Here is a 17,645-nt window from a genome sequence, read left to right as displayed (position 1 = left end):
AGGGCGACATGATGCGAAGAAACGTGCGTACCGGATGGATCGCCACCGGCGCGGCGCTGACCGTGTCCGCGGTGGTGGCGATGGCGCTGGGAGCGTGGTACCGGCTCCCCATTCCCCACGGTTACGACTTCTCCTTCCCCGGCTCCTACGACTCGTCGGTCCTCGATCAGAGCGCGACCGAGACGAGGACCGTGACATACGCCGTCACCACGCCCCAGATCATCGTGGACGTGCGGGGCAGGGTCGACGTGCGGGTCGCTCCGGGCGTCCCCGGACGCCTCACTGCCAAACGGGAGACCACCTGGCACAGCGGGCCGCCTTCGATCAGCGAGGCCTGGGAGTCGGGCAAGACATTGCGTGTCAAGGTGACCTGCCCGGGAGAGCTGGGGGATCCCGGCTGCCGGACCGACTACACCCTGAGCGTGCCGCCCGGCGTCGACGTCCTGGTGACGACACCCGACTGGACCATGCCGTGCCCGCCGGCCGCGACCGAGGTGACCTGCGGCCCCGCGTCACGCGACTCGTCACCGGAGGTGCCGCGGTGAGATCGGTGTGCGCGGGCGAGCGCATTTGTCTGGCTTATGCCGACAAAAGCCGACATTCGTAAGAATGGGCACCGGCCGGTTTGTCATGGGGTAAGTTACCCGATCATGGATCGGCCGTTCGAGCAGATGCCGCCGTACCGGCCGGCGTCCGCGAGCCGTCGGGCTGGAGGTCGAAAGGCGTGAACGCGGACAGAGCCGCGTGGGAACAGCGCAGCTCGATACGGGTGGTCTCCCCTGTCCAGCCGCGCAAGCTGGCGAAGGTGCCCTTCGTCGAGCTGGCGGACGGACGGCTGCAGGGCGTCGTGTCGAGCGGTTCGGACATCGAGCGGGTGTACGTCTCGTCGTTCACCGCCGGGACCCACGCGTACAGCTGCAGCACCAACAACAACCGGCCGTGCGGCGCCCTGCCGTCGGGCAGCTCGCCGTGCAAGCACCTGCACCTGCTCGCCGCCGAGGCCGTGCTGCAGTACGGCCTCGATCGGGTGGCCCGCTACCTGCGCGTCGACGTCGGCGACGGCGCGTCGTCCGGCGCCGACCTGGTGAGCCGCATGGACGGCCAGGTCGAGCGCGCTCCGGCGGCCATGGTGTTCAGCCGCTTCCTGCGCCACCTGAACTACCTTGAGGTACCCGACACGACCGTGCCCATCCCCGAGATGCACTGGTTCCCGGCGTTGGGGGCGGTCCGCTGATGATTGGCGTGCAACTCGGCGAACTGCTCGACGCTCCCCTGCCCGGGGTCGACGAGGCACTCGACCTGGTGGCGGGCTTCGACGACGCCCTCGTCCACGGATTCGCCCGGCTCGGTGAGGATCGCGCCATGGCGCTGTCCGCGCTGGCCGGCGCCCTGGCGGCCACGCCGCTCGGCGTACGGGCGGGCGAGGCGGCCGAGAAGATCATCGCCGGTTCGGCCACCGACGAGCATCTGACCACGCTGGCCGGCGGGCGCACCGCGTTGTTCGGCGCGGTGCACGACGCCCTGCTCACCCGCCTCGACACCGCGCTGGGACGGACCAGGGTGGCGTGGGAGGAGTCTCCGTCCACGACGGCGCCGAGCGCGGACAACCTGCTCAGCGGGTGCCGGTCCTGGCTGAACGAGCTGGCCATCACCGGGTGGCGGGGTGTCGGCCACGACCTCGTCTCCGCCGCGGACCAGACGATCGAGGCCCTGCTGGCCGTACCCGATCTGCGCCGGCAGGCGGTGCTGCTCGACGGCCTGGCGGCCGAACTGCGGGCGTCGAGCCCGGTCGGGACGATGGATCGGCTGCCCGCCCGGCGCTGGGCCGACCTGTGGACGCGCGCCCTGCTGCTGTCGCGGCCCGGCGGCGGGCACAGTGGTTCCGAGCCCTCGGGATCGGTGTCGGGACGGCTGCTGATCCTCGGCGTCGACGTCCATGAGCACGGCACCGCGGTGCAGATCCAGGTCCACGGCATCCTGGAGTCCGCCGGAACGCCGCCCCGGCTGGTGCGCGCGAGCGTCGCCGCCCCGAAGGTGGACACCATCGTCGGTCCGGCCCTCTGGCGGCTGCTGCACCGGTACCCGGTGCTGCTTGGCGCGCTGGCCGAGCAGCGCAGCCTGGACATCACGGACATGCCCCTCCTGAACAGCGGCGATCTGGTGTGGCACGACGACCGGGCCGGCGCGGGCGAGCCCGCCGACCCGTTCGCCACCGCGCGGGTCCTGCTCGCCGGCGCGCTCGCCCCCGCGGTGCCTCCCCTGGACCGCCATCCGGTACGGATCTCCGAACCCGTGCTGGTGGAGGGCTACACGACGGCGACCGAAGGCGGGGCGGTCACGCTGGATCTCGGCGGGCACATCCTCGCCGTCGACGTCGACCGGCTGCCGACCTGCGGCCCGCTCACACCAGAACTGGTGGCCGCCTCCACGGCGTGCCTCGGCCTGATCCGCTGGGACGGCGGCTGGACTCTGCAGCCCCTCGCGGTTCAGGCGACGGTCAAGCGCAAGCCGGTGACGGCGCACAACGGCGACTGGGCGCTGGGCCCCACTGATCCCAAGGTGGTGAAGGCGGAGGCCAAGGCCGGTGACGCCGTCGCCGTACTGCGCGAGCGAGCCGGACGGCTCCTGAGACGATGAGCACCCCCCTGAACGACCCCCGGATCGACTCCCGGGTCAGCGCCGACGAGAACCGGCGTCAGGTGCTCTACTGGCGCCTGCTCGCGCGGCTGTTCGACCCCGAAGAGCAGCCCTCTTTGGAGACGGCCAGCGTGGCCATCGTCGACGACCTCGGGTTGCCGCCCGCGCTGCTCGATCCGTCCGTGTCGGTGGACAACCTCGTGCAGCGGTTCCCCGACCTGGGCGCCGAACTGCGGGGCCTGATGGTGCGGCAGGACGACGCCTCGGAAAGCGACGCCCTGGAAAGCACCCCCGCGTCCTCCGAGGGTGTCGGTACGGACGAGGTACGCCGGGCGGCCCTGGTGTCGAAGCTGCTGCTCAACGTGTTCTCGACCGGGACGGGCTCCGTCACAGCCACCGAACTGGCCCGCTGGCAGCAGGACGCCGGATGGTTCGAGCAGGCGCTCGGCTGCGAGCCGGGCCAGCTGCGCTCCCACCCCGGCGGGAACGAGCTGGCCGGTGTGCTCGCCGGGCTGGAGGGCGACCTCGTCCGCCGGATGCGGCTGCGCGAGGTGCTGGCCGACCCGGCGCTGGCGAGGCGGTTGACGCCGAGCATGTCGCTCATCGAGCAGTTGCTACGGGACAAGGCCAACCTGTCGGGGATCGCGCTGGCCAACGCCAAGGCGCTGATCCGCAGGTTCGTCGACGAGGTCGCCGAGGTGCTGCGCACCCAGGTCGAGAAGACGAGCGTCGGCACCATCGACAGGTCGGTGCCGCCGAAGCGGGTGTTCCGCAACCTCGACGTCGAACGCACGATCTGGAAGAACCTCACCAACTGGAGCCCCGAGGACGAGCGGCTCTACGTGGACCGGCTGTTCTACCGGCACACGGCCCGGCGGACCACCCCGGCCAAGATGATCGTGGTGGTCGACCAGTCGGGGTCGATGGTCGACTCGATGGTGAACTGCACCATCCTGGCGTCGATCTTCGCCGGGCTGCCCAAGGTGGACGTGCACCTGGTCGCGTACGACACCCGGGCGATCGACCTGACCCCGTGGGTGCACGACCCGTTCGAGGTGTTGCTCCGTACGACGCTCGGCGGCGGCACCGACGGCACCGTCGCGATGTCCATCGCCCGGCCCAAGATCACCGATCCGCGCAACACCGTGATGGTGTGGATCTCCGACTTCTACGACAACCGATCGTTGCTGACCGACTTCCAGTCGGTGCACCGTTCGGGGGTGAAGTTCATCCCGGTCGGCTCGGTGAACAGCTCCGGGCACCAGAGCGTGGACCCGTGGTTCCGCCAGCACCTCAAGGACCTGGGCACGCCCGTGATCTCGGGCCACATCCGCAAACTCGTGTTCGAGCTGAAGAGCTTCCTCACCTAGGAGACCCGCAAGTGACCGATGACCTGCTGCGTGCCCCCGCCGAGGTCAAATACGCCGAAGAGCTCGACTGGCTGGAGTCCGTCGACGACGGTCCCAAGCCGTTCTCGTGGCGGCTCAGCCCCCGCATGGTGCGGCTGTTCGTGCTCGGGTCCGAGCGCTCCGACGGGCTGGACCGCGAGATCTCGCAGAAGTGGTTCGGCGACCGCAGCTTCGTCGAACGCAGCATCGTGACCCTGGCGTCAGATCGCGGCCTGCTGCTGATCGGCGACCCGGGCACCGGGAAGAGCTGGCTCGCCGAGCTGCTCTCGGCCGCGATCTGCCGCACGTCGACCCTTGTCGTCCAGGGCACCGCGGGCACCACCGAGGACCACATCAAGTACTCGTGGAACGTCTCCATGGTGATCGCCCGCGGGCAGTCCCGCGAGTCGATGATCCCCTCACCGATCATGACCGCCATGGAGCAGGGCATGATCGGACGCTTCGAGGAGCTGACCCGGGCGACCAGCGACGTGCAGGACGCGCTGATCTCCATCCTCTCCGAGAAGTACGTGTCGATCCCCGAGCTGGACGACGACAGCATCGTGTTCGCCCAGCCCGGTTTCTCGATCATCGCAACGGCCAACAGCCGGGACCGGGGCGTGAACGACCTCTCGTCGGCTCTGAAGCGGCGGTTCAACTTCGTCCGGATCCCCGTGGTGACGAACCGGCGCAGCGAGGCGGAGATCGTCCGGTTCCGCACCACCGAGCTGCTGCGCCGCCACCAGATCGAGCTGGACCTGCCGCCCACGCTGCTGGACATCCTGCTGCAGAGCTTCGCCGACCTGCGCGCCGCGGCGGCGTCGGCCACCAGCGACGACGAGAAGCTGGAGTCGGCGCTGTCCACGGCCGAGCAGATCGGCGTGCTGGAGGACGCCATCCTGCACAGCCACTTCTTCGGCGACCGCACGCTGCGCGCGGAGACGCTGGCGGGATCCCTGGTGGGCTCGCTGGCCCGCCGCAGCCCGGAGGACCTGGCCATCCTGAACAAGTACTGGCACGGCGTCATCGAGCCCCGCAGCAAGCAGGACGGCGGCCCGTGGCAGGACTTCCTCGAAGGCGGCCGCCAGGCGATCGCCACGCTCTCCTGACCACTCCTGGGCAGTTCCACCCGAACGGGTCGGGCTTCCCGCTCTCCTCCCCTGTCTGAACGCGGGGGTCTCCACGCTCAAGGAGATTCGATGAGCCAGGGCACCTTCGGCGCGCTGCGCGGGCAGTTGCTCGACGCCGCGGCCGCCTTCGCCGACGCTCCGAGCGCCCTGGCCGACATCCTGTCGGGCATGGTCGACGACGTCGACCGGGCGCTGGGCGAGGAACTCGAGATCTTCCCGGTGTGCCACCACTCGCCGGCCTCCGCGCTGGCGATGGTGCGCCGCCTGCGCGAGAAGCAGCCCAAGGTCGTCTACCTGGAGCTGTGCGAGGACCTCCGGCCGCTGCTCGACGAGCTGCGCAACTGCCGCCTCCCCGTGGCGTTGCAGGCGTTCGCGTCCGACCTCGACGGTTTCCCGCCGGGTTCCGGGCCGCTCAGCGTCGTGGCGCCCATCACCGAGGCGTCGGCCGAGTACCAGGCCATCGCGTACGCCCTCGACACGCCGGGCGTCGAACTGGTCCTGGTGGACCGCTCGGCGGACCACGTCTTCCAGTGGCTGCCCGGCGAGCGACCCGCCGAGCCCCAGGCGGCCCCGGCCGACGACGACACCGCCGGGCACGAGGAGGACGCGGCCCTGCACGGCGACGCCGTGGGCGTCGAGATCGGTGACCTGCGTCCCCGCTTCGCCGAACTCGAAGCGCACCTGCTGCACCACGGCAAGGTGCGGCACTGGTCCGAGTGGTGGGACCAGTACGTGGAGCAGCCCCTCGCGGGCGCGGACTACGACACCTACCGCCAGGTCATGGTGCTGATCGGCAGCCTGTTCCGGCGCCTTCGCCCGGCCGAGGACGACCGCTCGTCCCGTGACGAGGACCGCGAGCGCTACATGTGGACCCGGATGCGCGAACACCTCGCCACGTCCGGCGCCGATCCGGCCGACTGCCTGTACGTGTGCGGCGCCTACCACGCGGCCAGCCGGGTCGAGCAGTTCGGCCTGTCGTCCGACGTGCCCTACGACATCAGCCCCCGGACAGGCACACGCTGGCTGTACGGGCTCATCCCGTCCAGCCAGTCCGCCATCGAGGCGCAGTTCGGCCTCGCCTCCGGCTCGGTGTCGATCGCCGCGGCCACCTGGAGCAAGGCGCTGACCCGCTGGGGCGTCACGTCGTTCCGGCTCGACGGCCAGAAGGGAGCCGCGAAGCGGGCGAAGCGCGCGCCGCTGCCTGCGCCCGCCCCGCAGGGCCCGGTCACCGACCGGTTGTCCGGCTTCCTGGCGAACCCGCCCGCGCTGGACGGTCTCGACGAGGCCGAGCTGCTGGGCTGGTGCGTCGACATCGTCCGCCTCGCCCGCCGCAACGGCTATCTGGCCAGCACGGCCGACGCCATCGCCGTGTTCGAGACGTCCATCCTGCTCGCCGGGATGCGCAACCGGGCCCGGCCCACGCCGTACGACTTCCAGGACGCTGCGGTCACCTGCATCGAGAAGGACGTGGTGCCCGGCCGCCGCGACGTGCGCCGCCTGTGCGAGATCCTCCTCGGCGGCGACCGGATCGGCCAGGTCGGGTACGAGGCCCTCCCGCCGCTGGCCCGCGACGTGTACGACCGGCTGGAGCCGCTCGGCGTCGACCTGGAGAAGCGCACGATCCAGCGGGCGCTGCTCGACCTCGCCGCGAACCCTGAGCTCGGCCCCTGCTCGCACCTGCTGTGGATGCTCCGCCGCCTGCTGCCGGAGGACGCGGTACGTCCCATCATGGGCGAGCGCCGGCTGGGTGAGCGGTCGATCCAGGAGAGCTGGGACCTGGCCATCGGCCGCCACCAGCGATCGATCATCGAGCTCGGCTACGAGGGCGTCACCGTCGAGCAGGTGCTGGAGCAGCGGCTGCGCCGTACCGTGTGGGCGCCCAAGGCGACCGCTGCCGTCGCGCTCGCGGCCGTGGAGGACTCCATCCTCTATCTGGGCAGCCGCCGGTTCACCGAGGAGCTCGGGGCGCGGGCCGTGGAACTGCTGTCCGCCGAGCGAACGGTGGACGACGCCCCCGACGTGCTGCGCCGGATCCGCCGCCTGCTGGCGCATTACCGGGCCACCGAGCCGGCGTTGCCGGAGTGGTGCGAGGCGTTCGTCACCGCCGGATACGCGCATTACTGCACGCTGCTGCCGACCGCCTTCGTGGACGAGGAGACCGGGGTCCGCCAGGTGGCCGCGATGCTCGGCTTCCTGTTCTCCATGGAAAGCCTCGCGCTGGCTCTCGGCTGTGACCGCGCCCAGCTCGAACTCGCCGTACAGCAGTCGCATCCCGCGGCGCCCGCCAAGGTGGCGCTGCTGTGGGCCGCCCGGTTCCAGCTCGGCCTGATGCCGCTGGCCGAGCTGCGGGAACAGTGTGACGAGCTGCTGGCCAACCCGCTCGTGATCCCGGCGTTCCCGCTGTATCTGAGCGGGTTCGTGCAGGCGCTGGAACCGGCTCCGGCGCTGACGCCCTTCGTGGTCGAGCTGATGTCCAAGGCGTTCGGTCGGCTGCCCGACACCGTCCTGCTCCCGTGGCTGCCCAAGCTGATCACGACCCTGCGGGACCAGGCGCCCGAGCTGGTGCCGGTGCTCGTACGCGAGGCGGGCCGCACGTTCCCTGCCGCCCTGCCGGCCGTCGACACGTGGGTGCCGCCGTGGTCGGCGCGGCCGCGTTCGGGCCCGGACGCGGCGCCGGGGCGGGCACCCGCCCTGGCCGCCGGACCGGTGGCCGACCTGCTCGCCGGCAATCCGGCGGCGTGCGACGCCGTCGCCGCGCTGCTCGGGTGCGACGGCGAGTGGCGATCAACCGTCCAGGCCGGTGACGGGCCCGGTCACGGCGAGGTCGGCGCGCTGCTGGCCCTTCACCCGGAGACCGCCGACGCCGTCGCGGTCCTGTTCGATCACCGGACGGTCGCCGCGTCACGGTGACGCGGGCCCCCGGCCCGCGTTCCCCGAAATCCGCGTTCCCCGAAATCCGTTAGCGGCGGAAGTCGTCCGGGTCATCGTGAACCTGAGGGGTTCTCTTCCCGACTGTGCTGGGTGACGGGAGGACATGATGACCGACGAGTTGCTGGTGGTGCGCTGCCAGCTCGGCGAACGCGCGGCGTTCACCGAACTGGTGGCGGCCTGGCATGTGCCGGTGTGGACCTACGTACGGCGCATGCTCGACGCGGAGCGGGCCGACGACGTGGCCCAGGAGATCTGGCTGGCCGTGATCCGTGGACTGCCCCGGCTGCGCGATCCGGGCAGGTTCGCGCCCTGGCTGTTCACCATCGCCCGCCGCGCGGTGACCGATCGGCTCCGTGAGGAGTACGCCAGGGCCGAGGCGCCGACAGGGGCCGAACCGACCGCCGACGATCCGGTTCAGGCCGTGGTCGACCGCGCCGGACTGGTCTCCGCGCTGTCGGACCTGCCGGTGGTCGAGCGGGAGATCCTCGTCCTGTTCTACCTGGAGGACCTGTCGCTGGAGGACTGCGCGGAGATCTGCCAGGTCCCGGTCGGCACGGTCAAGTCCCGGCTGAACCGGGCCCGCCGGATGTCGCGCGACCATCTCATCCAGAAGGGATACCTGCCATGAACGATGAGCCACGCCTTTCACCCGAGGAGATGCTCGAACGGCTGGCGCCGACGCTGTCACCGTGGGCGCGGATCCGGGGCGTCGCGGCCCTGCTGGCCGGGCTCGCCGGAGCGGTGTTCGTGGGAGTCCTGTGGGCCGGCGAGCCCGGCCCGCTGCCCGGCCGTACCCACCTCGCCTTCACCGCTCTCACGGTGTTCTGCCTGGCATGGGCCGGTTACGGGGCCTGGGCGATCACCCGGCGGGCACCGCTGTTCGCCCTGGACCGGGTGATCGCCGCCTGGCTCGCGACGACCGCCTCGACCGTCATGACCGTGGTCCTGGCGGTGGCCGCCGTCCAGCGCGGGACCGGACTGGTGGCCTCACTGGTGACCGGCGCCGTCCTCGTCGTGATCGCGCTCGTGCTGGCCGTACGGGCCCATGCCCACCGGGCGGCGTTGCTGCGCCGTAAGCGTGAGCTGACCGGCGGGGAATGAGCGACGGACCCCGGCAGCCTCGACGCCTTTCCGCCGCCGAGCGCCGCTTCAGTCGGCGAGACTCCGGCCGGCTCGCTCCGTGGTCGTGGTCAGCCGGCGCAGGGCCAGGAGTCCGCCGACGGCGGGCAGCAGGGCCAGGCCGACGGCCACGGGGGTGCGCCGCGGGTCGCGGGCCGTGGCGATGACGGTGAACAGGTAGGCGCAGCCGTGGATGGGTCCTGCCAGCGAGGAGATGGCGGGCAGGTGTGCGGTGGCGAGGTTGCCCAGCAGGACGAGGAGCGAAGCGAGTTCGACCGCGGCGGCGATGCGCAGGGGCTGTCTGGTGCGGTTCACGGTCACACTCCTGTGGTCGAGCCGGGTCGGATGATCATGAGGATCGTCACGACGGCCCAGAGCACGTTGAAGATGCCGGTGAACATGGCCAGGCGCGCCGTTGCGCCCCGTTCCACCGAGGTGCCGGCGCGGTCGAGTTCGACGAGTAGTCCCTCCTGGCCCGGGAGGACGAGCAGCGCGAGGACCCCGGCCGCGGCGGCGGTGAGCCCGATCGAGGTGATCAGCCACGCGTCGGTGAGGACGCCGAGGCTGCTGGCGGTGGCGAAGCCGAAGACCGGGACGACCAGGCCGACGACGGCGTACACGCGGCAGACGCGGTGCAGGAGCCGGGCGGAGGCGAGAGAGGGGGCGTCCGGTCCGGCCGACTGGGCGCGGCGCACCGCCGCGGGGAACATGCTGGCCGCCACGGTCACCGGACCGATGGCGATGATGGCGGCCAGCACATGGACGGAGAGCAGGAACTTCGTCACCGGTCGGTTCCGGTCCCCGGGCCGCGGTCGGACCGCACGACGGCGGCCGTCCCCGCGCCGTACAGAACCCCGTAGGGGGCGATGACATCCAGCGGGTCGAAGCCGTCGAACAAGACGAACTGCGCGCGCATCAGTGCGCTCCTCCTCAACATGCTCGGAAACGTGCAGCGCCAGGCTAGGGCGACCGGTCACCGGCTCCCATGGGCTGAATCGACAACTTCCACCGGATTCTCGCCACCCGGTATGGTCGGCGAAAACGCACATACCACTTCTTTGACCTGTCCGTTTGTGGTTGGCGATTTCTCGCTTACCGTGTCCCCATGCACACGGTGGCGGTCCTGGCCCTGGACCATGTGGTGGCGGCCGACTTGGCGACCCCGATCGAGGTGTTCGGGCGTGCCCGCCTGGCGGACGGGCGCCGTCCGTACCGGGTCCAGGTCTGTGCGGCGACGCCGCAGGTGCCCGGCGACGCCTTCACGATCATCGCCCCACACGGCCTCGAGGCGCTGCGCGAGGCGGACACGATCATCGTGCCGGGATGCTCGGAGCACGCCGCGCCGCCCGGCCAGGAGGTGCTCGACTCCCTGCGCGCGGCCGCGGCCGCCGGGACCCGGATCGCGTCCATCTGCGTCGGAGCGTTCACCCTCGCCGCGGCCGGACTGCTGGACGGGCTGAGCGCGACCACGCACTGGGTGGCGGCCCACCGGCTGGCCGAGATGTTCCCGCTGGTCGATGTGCGGCCTGATGTGCTGTACGTCGACAACGGCCAGATCCTGACATCGGCCGGGGCCGCCGCCGGCCTGGACCTGTGCCTGCATATCATCCGGCGGGACCTCGGCTCGGCGGTCGCCGCGGACTCGGCCCGGCTGTCGGTGATGCCGCTGGAACGGGAGGGCGGACAGGCGCAGTTCATCGTGCACGCGCAGCCGCCGATGCCCCGGGGTTCACTGCTGGAGCCGGTGCTGTCGTGGATCGAGGACAACCTCGCGCAGGAGGTGACCCTGGCGGCGATGGCCGCGCGCAGCGGGCTGAGCGAGAGGACCTTCAGCCGCCGCTTCCGGGAGCAGACGGGCACCACGCCGCTGCAGTGGTTGTTGCGGGCCCGGGTACGGCGCGCGCAGTTCCTGCTGGAGACCACCGACCACGGCGTCGAGCGCATCGCCGCACAGGCCGGTTTCGGTTCGCCCACCGCCTTCCGTGAGCGCTTCAAGCGCGTCGTCGGCGTCACACCGCAGTCGTACCGCTCGTCCTTCCGGACCGACGCCTCCTGACAGTGGTGATACGGACGCCCGCGTCTCGTCGATTTATGTTCAGACTCTTGACATAAACCGACCCCGACGCCCAAACTCGGGCGTTATCCCCGTAACCGGCGGGCCGAGCGTCGGCTCGGCATGCGTCGGCGACAACATCGGGCGTCGCGAAGGAGCCCCATGTCCGCATCCCCCCACCGTTCCCCCACCCGATCGAGGAGCCGCTCGATCGGGGTCGCCCTGTCCGCCGTACTCGCCGCGGCGATGCTCGCGCAACCGGGCGTCGGCATGGCACGGGTGTCCCCGTCGGCCACCCCGTCGGCCACCCCGGCGGCGACCGCCGTGGCGGCTCCGGCCAACCTCGCGCTCACGGGCACCGCCACCGCGTCGAGCGTCGAGCTCGACCGCCAGGACTTCGTCGCCGCGCACGTCAACGACGGCGACACCAATACGCGGTGGTCGTCGAAATACCAGGACGACAACTGGGTGCAGGTCCAGCTGGCCCGACCGGCCACGGTCGACCACGTCACGCTCACCTGGCCCAACGCCTGCGCCCGCGACTTCGCCCTGCAGACGTCGGCCGACGGCGTCACCTGGACCGACGTCACCCGGCTCCAGCGCGACACCTGCCCCCGCACCGACATCATCGACGTGAAGTCCCCCGCGCCGGTGTCCTACGTCCGCATGCGGGGCTACCAGCGGTGGGCCGCGTACGGGTACTCGATCTCCGAGTTCGAGATCTGGGACGGCCCGCCCGCGCCGCCGCAGCCGACCCTCGGCCTGCTCCCGCGTCCGGTGTCGGTCGAGACGCACGACGGCACGCCGTTCACCCTGCACAAGAACACCCGCATCGTCGCGATCGGCCAGGGCGCCGACGGCCCGGCGCGGTACCTGGCCGGGATCCTGCGGCCGTCCACCGGTTACCGCCTGAACGTGGTGGGCCAGGGATGGGGTCCCGCGCCGATCGTCGTCGAGGTCGGCGCGGGCAAGGCGCCCGCCGGCCACGCGGACGAGGGATACACGCTCACCGTCGAGGCCGATCGTGTCCTGATCGGCGCCGACACGCCCAACGGCGCGCTGAACGGCGTGCAGACGCTGCGCCAGCTGTTCCCGCAGTGGGTGGAGTCCGACACCGTCGTGTCCACCGCGTGGACGGTGCCCCAGGTGACGATCAGCGACTATCCCCGCTTCGCGTACCGGGGGATGATGCTCGACGTCGCCCGCAGCTTCTACCCGATGGACGAGGTCAAGGCGTACATCGACGCGGCGGCCCAGTTCAAGGTCAACCGTCTGCACCTGCACCTGACCGACGACCAGGGCTGGCGCATCGCGGTCGGCACACCGGACGACAACCCGTCCGGCATCGACTACGGCCTGCTCACCGGGATCAGCGGCGGCACCGCGATGACATACAACGGCAACGGCCAGCAGATGGGCACCGAGCTCGGCGTCACCGGCTTCTACACCAGGGCCGACTACGCCGAGATCGTCCGCTACGCCGGCGAGAACGGCATGACGGTGGTCCCCGAGATCGACCTGCCGGGCCACACCAACGCCGCGCTGCACGCGATCCCGCAGCTCAACTCCGCCGGCGCTCAGCCCCGGCCGCGGCCGGGGGAGGCGACCGTGCCGCACAACGGCACCGGCTCCGTCGGCTACTCGTCGCTCGACGCCGGCAGCGACGTGACCTACGAGTTCGTACGGAACGTCCTGGCCGACATCGCCGAGATGACCCCGGGGCCGTACCTGCACATCGGCGGTGACGAGGCGCACGTCACCAGCCACGCCGACTACACGAGGATGGTCGACGCCTTCACGGAGACCGTCGCGTCGCTGGGCAAGACCGTCGTCGGCTGGAACGAGTACGCCGGGACCGCGCTCCCGCGGGACGGCGCCGTCGTCCAGTTCTGGAACGGCGACAGGAACGCCGTGGCCGGCGCGGTGAACAACCGCGGCGCCAAGGTGATCCTCTCGCCGGCGGCCCACACGTACGTGCCGCAGAAGCAGGACGCGCGCCAGCCGCAGGGCGGCACCTGGGCGTGCGGCGGGGTGTGCGGGCTGGACCGCCACTACAACTGGGATCCCGGCACGTTCATCCCCAACGTCACCGAGTCCAGCGTGCTGGGCGTCGAGTCGGCCCTGTGGGGCGAGTTCATCCGCCGGGTCGGCCAGGCGCAGTACTACAGCTACCCGAGGCTCATCGCCACCGCCGAGGCGGGATGGACCCCGCAGGCCCAGCGGAACTACGCCGACTTCACGACCCGCCTGTCCGCGATGGGCGGCCGGCTGACGGTCCAGGGGACGAACTTCTTCCCCACGGCCGACGTCCCCTGGCGCATGGCGGCGCTCGGTGCGCCGGTGACCGTGAAGGGCGGCGCGCCGGCCGGAGCCACCTGGACCGTCACCGCGCCCGGCGTCGCCTCCACCGCCCTCACGGCGATCGTCACCTGGAGCGACGGCGTGACAGAGCGGCTCACCCCGACGACCACCCGTGAGGCGAGCATCCCCGAGATGCGGATCAACGACGCGTTCACCGTGGTGTCCGACCGCGCCTTCGGCAGTCCGGGAACCTACACCGGCACGCTCTCGATCGGCGTACCTGGCCGGGCACCGGTCGAGGGGACGCTGACGGTCACCGTACGCGGCGCCGCCTGACGCGGGTCGCTCTCCTCCGGTCACCCACCCCGGTCACCCACCCCGATCGCCCGCCCCCGGTCACTCTCCCCGGGGGCGGGCGATCTCAGCGCTCGTCGACGACCTGGCCGTTCAGGGCGGTGCCGTCCTTGGTGAGGGCCATGGTCAGCGGCGCCTCCGGGAAGGTGGGGAGGGCGGCGAGCGCGGCGCCCATCTGCGCGCCGGTCTCCCAGTGCCAGGTGTCGGTGTAGGTGCCGTCCTCGAGCTGGATCAGCACGACGTGGGTGAGCCCGGGGTGCCCCTCCCGGACGGTCGCGATCAGCGAGCTCCGGCGGGCCAGGAACTCCTCCAGGTCGGCGTCGGCGACGGAGTAGCGGTGCGAGCGGACGACGGACATGTCGGTGTCTCCTTGTGTGTGGGGGGCGCGGGCTTACCAGCTGCCGGCGATCTGCCGGATCGGGGCGTTCAGGCGGTTGAAGAGGTTGGTGACGGCGGTCATCAGCAGGATCGACGCGAGCTGCCGCTCGTCGAAGTGGTCGGCGGCGTTGTCCCAGACCTCGTCGGGGACGGCGTCGGCGCGGTCGGCCAGCCGGGTCGAGGCCTCGGCCAGCTCCAGCGCGGCCCGCTCGGCTTCGGTGTAGTACGGAGCCTCGCGCCAGGCGGCGACCAGGCCGATGCGGTCGTCGCTCTCGCCGAGCTTGCGCAGGTTCTTCAGGCCGGCGTCGACGCAGAAGCTGCAGCCGTTGATCTGGCTGACCCGCAGATGGATCATCTCCATGAGCTCCTGGGGGAGCCCCTGCGACCGGGCGGCCTTCATCAACTCCATGATCGGCTTCATCGCGGCGGGGATGATCGTGGCGGGGTTCTTCATCCGGGCTTCCATCGTGTTTCCTCCGTCTCGGTTCGTGTGAGATCAGAGTGGCTGTCCGGATTGATACATTCGCTATGCGCGCACGATGCGACGGTGATGGGGGGACGATGCCGCGCTTCACCCTTCTCGGCCCCGTCCAGATGATCGTCGACGGCGCGCCGCTGACGGGTATCGCCCCACGTCACCGGGCTGTACTGGCCTACCTCCTGCTCAATGCCGGCCGGGTGATCAGCATCGAGCGGCTGATCGACGCGATGTGGGGCCACGACCAGCCGGACACCGCCCGATCGCAGATCCATGCCTCGATCACCGCGATCCGCAAGGCGCTGCGTGGCGCGGGAGCCGGACACCTCCTTGAGACGCGGGCCGGCGGCTACGTCGCGCAGCCGGAGCCCGGCCAGGTCGACGCGCAGGAGTTCACCGAACTGGTTGCCGCGGGTGAGCTGCGCGAAGCCCTGGATCTGTGGGGCGGCGAGGCGCTGGAGGATGTGCACGCGCATTACGTCAGCGGCGTCCGGGAGCTCTGGAACGACCGGCGGCTGTCGGCATACGAGCGCCTGGTGGAAGGCGAGCTGGCCGCCGGACGGCACGGCGACCTGCTCGACGAGCTCGCCGCCCAGGTGACCGCCAACCCGCTCCGCGAGAAGCTCAACGGCCACCTCGTCCTGGCCCTGCACCGGGCGGGGCGGCAGGCCGACGCCCTGGCCGCGGCGCGTTCTTACCGTACGGCTCTCGTGGACGAACAGGGCCTTGACCCCGGACACGCCTTCACCGAGCTGGAGCGGGCGGTCCTGGTGGATGATCCGGCCCTGCGCCTGGCTGACACGGCACCAGTGGTTTCCGGCCCGCCGCGTCGCTCCACCTTCCTGCCCTATGACATTCCGGATTTCTCCGGACGGACCGCCGAGCAGGAGTGGCTCGTGGGCGAGCACCACGGTTCGGCGGTCGTCACGATCGACGGCATGGCCGGGATCGGCAAGACCACGCTCGCCGTCCACGTGGCCCACCGGCTGGCCGCCCGCTATCCGGACGGCCGGCTCTTCATCGACCTGCGGGCCCACACCGCGGGCCGGGAGCCGGTCGACGCCGCCGCCGCGCTGGAGGCCCTCCTCCGCCAGCTCGGGGTGCCCGCCGACCGCATCCCGGTCCCATTGGTCGAGCGGAGCGCCCTCTGGCGCGCCGAGCTGGCCGACCGCCGCGTGCTCGCCGTACTCGACAACGCCCTCGACGCCGAGCACGTGCGCCCCCTGCTGCCGGGCCACTCCGACACCCTCCTCCTGATCACCAGCAGGCGGCGGCTCATCGACCTGGACGGCGCCCACGCGCTGTCGGTCGACGTGCTGGGCGAGGAGGACGCGGCCCGGCTGTTCGAGCGGATCGTGGGCGAACGCGCTCACCACGAGCCGGACGCCGTACGCGAGGTGCTGCGCCTGTGCGGGCACCTCCCTCTCGCCATCCGGATCTCCGCCGCCCGTCTCCAGCACCGCCCGCGCTGGACCGTGTCCTATCTGGCGGGGCGGCTGCGGGACCATCGCCGGCTCCTGGACGGGGTGTCGGCGGCCTTCGCCCTCTCCTACGAGCAACTCCATGAGGCCGAGCAGCACATGTTCCGCCTGCTCGGGCTGGTTCCCGGGCGCGACATCGACGCCTGCGGCGCGGCCGCGCTTGCCGGGATCTCGGAGGACGAGGCGGAGGAGCTCCTCGAAGGCCTCCTCGACGCCCACATGCTCCTGCAGCTCGAACCGGGCAGATACACCTTCCACGATCTGCTCCGCGAGCACGCGCGCTCGATCGCCGGGGACGACGGCGCCGTCATGCGGCTGCTCGTCCACTACCTGCACCGCTCCCGCGCGGCGATGGACCGGCTCTTCCCGCACAGTGTCAGCCAGCGGGAGGGCATCCCCCAGCCGGCCGCCCCGATCGCGCCCGTCCGCGACGCCGCGGAGGCGATCGCCTGGCTCGACGCCGAGCGTTCCAACATCATCGCGACCGCCGTCCACGGACCGGAGATCTGCCTCGGCCTCCTGGCTCTGACGATGCGCCCCTACCTCGACGGGCAGGCGCACCACGACGACGCGCTCACGCTGCACACCCTGGCGCTCCAGCGCAGCCGCAAACTCGGCGACCGCGAGGTCCAGGCGCGAGCACTCACCGACCTGGCATGGACCTACTGGCGGCGCGGCGAGTACGAGCGAGCGGAGGAGCACGCCCACCAGGCCCTCGACGGGTGCGAGGAGGACCACGAACGGGCTCGGGCACTCCTCACCCTGGGGAACGTGGCCCTGCGCCGGCGGCAGGACACTCAGGCGGAGCAGTACCTCAAGCAGGCCCTCGGCCTCACCCGGATCGGTGCCGACACCTGGGCCGAGGCGCACGTGCTCGGCCTCCTCGCCCTCGTCCTCGACCGGGCCGGCCGTCCGGAGGAGGCCCGGCGCCATCTCGACCTGGCACTGGCTCTCCACCGCAGGGTCGGCAACCCGGCCGGAGAGGCGGTGACCCTCAACCACCTCGGCGTCGTCCTCCGGCACCAAGGCGAGCCGGCCCAGGCACGCACCCGCCACGAGCAGGCCGCGGCTCTCCACCGCACGCTCGGCAACACCACCGACGAGGCGGCCGCACTCAACGGGCTGGCCGAGGCGGCGGGCAACCCGGCTCTGGCGGTCGAGGAGCACACGGCCGCGCTCGCGCTCGCCGACTTGACGCGCAACCGGCCGGAGCAGGCGCGTGCTCATGATGGACTGGCGCGCGCCCACCTCGCACTCGGGCGCTCAGAGCAGGCGTGTGAGCACGGGCGGCTGGCTCTCTGCCTTTACGGGGAGCTCGGTGTTCCGGAGGCCGAGGAGGTCCGCGCCTTCCTGGAACATGCCGGAGAGTCCGCGAGGTAGAGCGTCCCGCCCCGG

16 protein-coding genes are annotated in these 17,645 nt (G+C 71.4%); 11 read left to right on the top strand and 5 right to left on the bottom strand.

Annotation, left to right across the window (positions count from 1 at the left end; all coding sequences use genetic code 11):
* The first annotated feature begins 8 nt into the window (after positions 1–8).
* The 8 genes from AB0I59_RS35230 to AB0I59_RS35195 all read left to right on the top strand — a co-directional run bounded on the left by AB0I59_RS35230 (position 9) and on the right by AB0I59_RS35195 (position 9,187).
* A complete protein-coding gene (locus AB0I59_RS35230) occupies positions 9–545 on the top strand; it encodes a hypothetical protein (RefSeq protein ID WP_358139906.1) in 537 nt (178 codons plus the stop codon).
* A 179-nt stretch (positions 546–724) separates the two neighbouring features.
* Complete coding sequence (locus tag AB0I59_RS35225; RefSeq protein ID WP_358139903.1) at positions 725–1,234, top strand: hypothetical protein; 510 nt, start codon at positions 725–727, stop codon at positions 1,232–1,234.
* Complete coding sequence (locus AB0I59_RS35220; protein WP_358139900.1) at positions 1,234–2,637, top strand: hypothetical protein; 1,404 nt, start codon at positions 1,234–1,236, stop codon at positions 2,635–2,637. Before AB0I59_RS35225 ends, AB0I59_RS35220 begins: the two co-directional genes overlap by 1 nt.
* Entirely contained in the window at positions 2,634–4,007 is a 1,374-nt protein-coding gene (locus AB0I59_RS35215) for a VWA domain-containing protein (protein ID WP_358139897.1), read from the top strand. Before AB0I59_RS35220 ends, AB0I59_RS35215 begins: the two co-directional genes overlap by 4 nt.
* An 11-nt stretch (positions 4,008–4,018) precedes the next feature.
* Positions 4,019–5,134 (top strand): ATP-binding protein, encoded by a 1,116-nt coding sequence (locus tag AB0I59_RS35210; protein WP_061259844.1) that lies wholly within the window; start codon positions 4,019–4,021, stop codon positions 5,132–5,134.
* 90 nt (positions 5,135–5,224) lie between these two features.
* Positions 5,225–8,065, top strand: coding sequence for a DUF5682 family protein (locus AB0I59_RS35205; RefSeq protein ID WP_358139893.1), 2,841 nt, complete (start codon positions 5,225–5,227; stop codon positions 8,063–8,065).
* A 127-nt stretch (positions 8,066–8,192) separates the two neighbouring features.
* The gene (locus tag AB0I59_RS35200; RefSeq protein WP_061259842.1) at positions 8,193–8,714 is read left to right on the top strand and encodes an RNA polymerase sigma factor; all 522 of its coding nucleotides are present in this window, start codon (positions 8,193–8,195) and stop codon (positions 8,712–8,714) included.
* The gene (locus AB0I59_RS35195) at positions 8,711–9,187 is read left to right on the top strand and encodes a hypothetical protein (RefSeq protein ID WP_358139890.1); all 477 of its coding nucleotides are present in this window, start codon (positions 8,711–8,713) and stop codon (positions 9,185–9,187) included. Before AB0I59_RS35200 ends, AB0I59_RS35195 begins: the two co-directional genes overlap by 4 nt.
* 48 nt (positions 9,188–9,235) lie before the next feature.
* Here AB0I59_RS35195 and AB0I59_RS35190 read toward each other — a convergent pair whose 3' ends face one another.
* The 3 genes from AB0I59_RS35190 to AB0I59_RS35180 are packed head-to-tail and all read right to left on the bottom strand — an operon-like array spanning position 9,236 to position 10,121.
* Positions 9,236–9,520 (bottom strand): hypothetical protein, encoded by a 285-nt coding sequence (locus AB0I59_RS35190; protein ID WP_358139886.1) that lies wholly within the window; start codon positions 9,518–9,520, stop codon positions 9,236–9,238.
* A gap of 2 nt (positions 9,521–9,522) precedes the next feature.
* Entirely contained in the window at positions 9,523–9,990 is a 468-nt protein-coding gene (locus AB0I59_RS35185) for a hypothetical protein (protein ID WP_358139883.1), read from the bottom strand.
* Positions 9,987–10,121, bottom strand: coding sequence for a hypothetical protein (locus tag AB0I59_RS35180; RefSeq protein ID WP_358139880.1), 135 nt, complete (start codon positions 10,119–10,121; stop codon positions 9,987–9,989). The genes AB0I59_RS35185 and AB0I59_RS35180 overlap by 4 nt, the downstream gene beginning before the upstream one ends.
* 189 nt (positions 10,122–10,310) lie before the next feature.
* Between AB0I59_RS35180 and AB0I59_RS35175 the strand changes: the two genes are divergently transcribed.
* Both AB0I59_RS35175 and AB0I59_RS35170 read left to right on the top strand, forming a co-directional pair.
* Positions 10,311–11,261 carry a GlxA family transcriptional regulator gene (locus AB0I59_RS35175; protein WP_358139877.1) on the top strand — a complete coding sequence of 317 codons (951 nt, stop codon included), beginning with the start codon at positions 10,311–10,313 and terminating at the stop codon, positions 11,259–11,261.
* Between the two features lie 159 nt (positions 11,262–11,420).
* A complete protein-coding gene (locus AB0I59_RS35170) occupies positions 11,421–13,895 on the top strand; it encodes a family 20 glycosylhydrolase (protein WP_358139874.1) in 2,475 nt (824 codons plus the stop codon).
* Positions 13,896–13,980: 85 nt separating this feature from the next.
* Here AB0I59_RS35170 and AB0I59_RS35165 read toward each other — a convergent pair whose 3' ends face one another.
* Together AB0I59_RS35165 and AB0I59_RS35160 are read right to left on the bottom strand one after the other, a co-directional pair.
* Entirely contained in the window at positions 13,981–14,271 is a 291-nt protein-coding gene (locus AB0I59_RS35165) for a hypothetical protein (protein ID WP_061259836.1), read from the bottom strand.
* Between the two features lie 33 nt (positions 14,272–14,304).
* Positions 14,305–14,757, bottom strand: coding sequence for a carboxymuconolactone decarboxylase family protein (locus AB0I59_RS35160; protein WP_358139870.1), 453 nt, complete (start codon positions 14,755–14,757; stop codon positions 14,305–14,307).
* Positions 14,758–14,852: 95 nt separating this feature from the next.
* Between AB0I59_RS35160 and AB0I59_RS35155 the strand changes: the two genes are divergently transcribed.
* Complete coding sequence (locus AB0I59_RS35155) at positions 14,853–17,630, top strand: AfsR/SARP family transcriptional regulator (protein WP_358139867.1); 2,778 nt, start codon at positions 14,853–14,855, stop codon at positions 17,628–17,630.
* The last annotated feature ends 15 nt before the right edge of the window (positions 17,631–17,645 follow it).

This window comes from Microtetraspora glauca (assembly GCF_040656155.1).
In the GTDB taxonomy this organism is placed as follows: Bacteria; Actinomycetota; Actinomycetes; order Streptosporangiales; family Streptosporangiaceae; genus Microtetraspora; species Microtetraspora glauca.
This window is presented reverse-complemented; position numbering and strand designations above follow the sequence as displayed.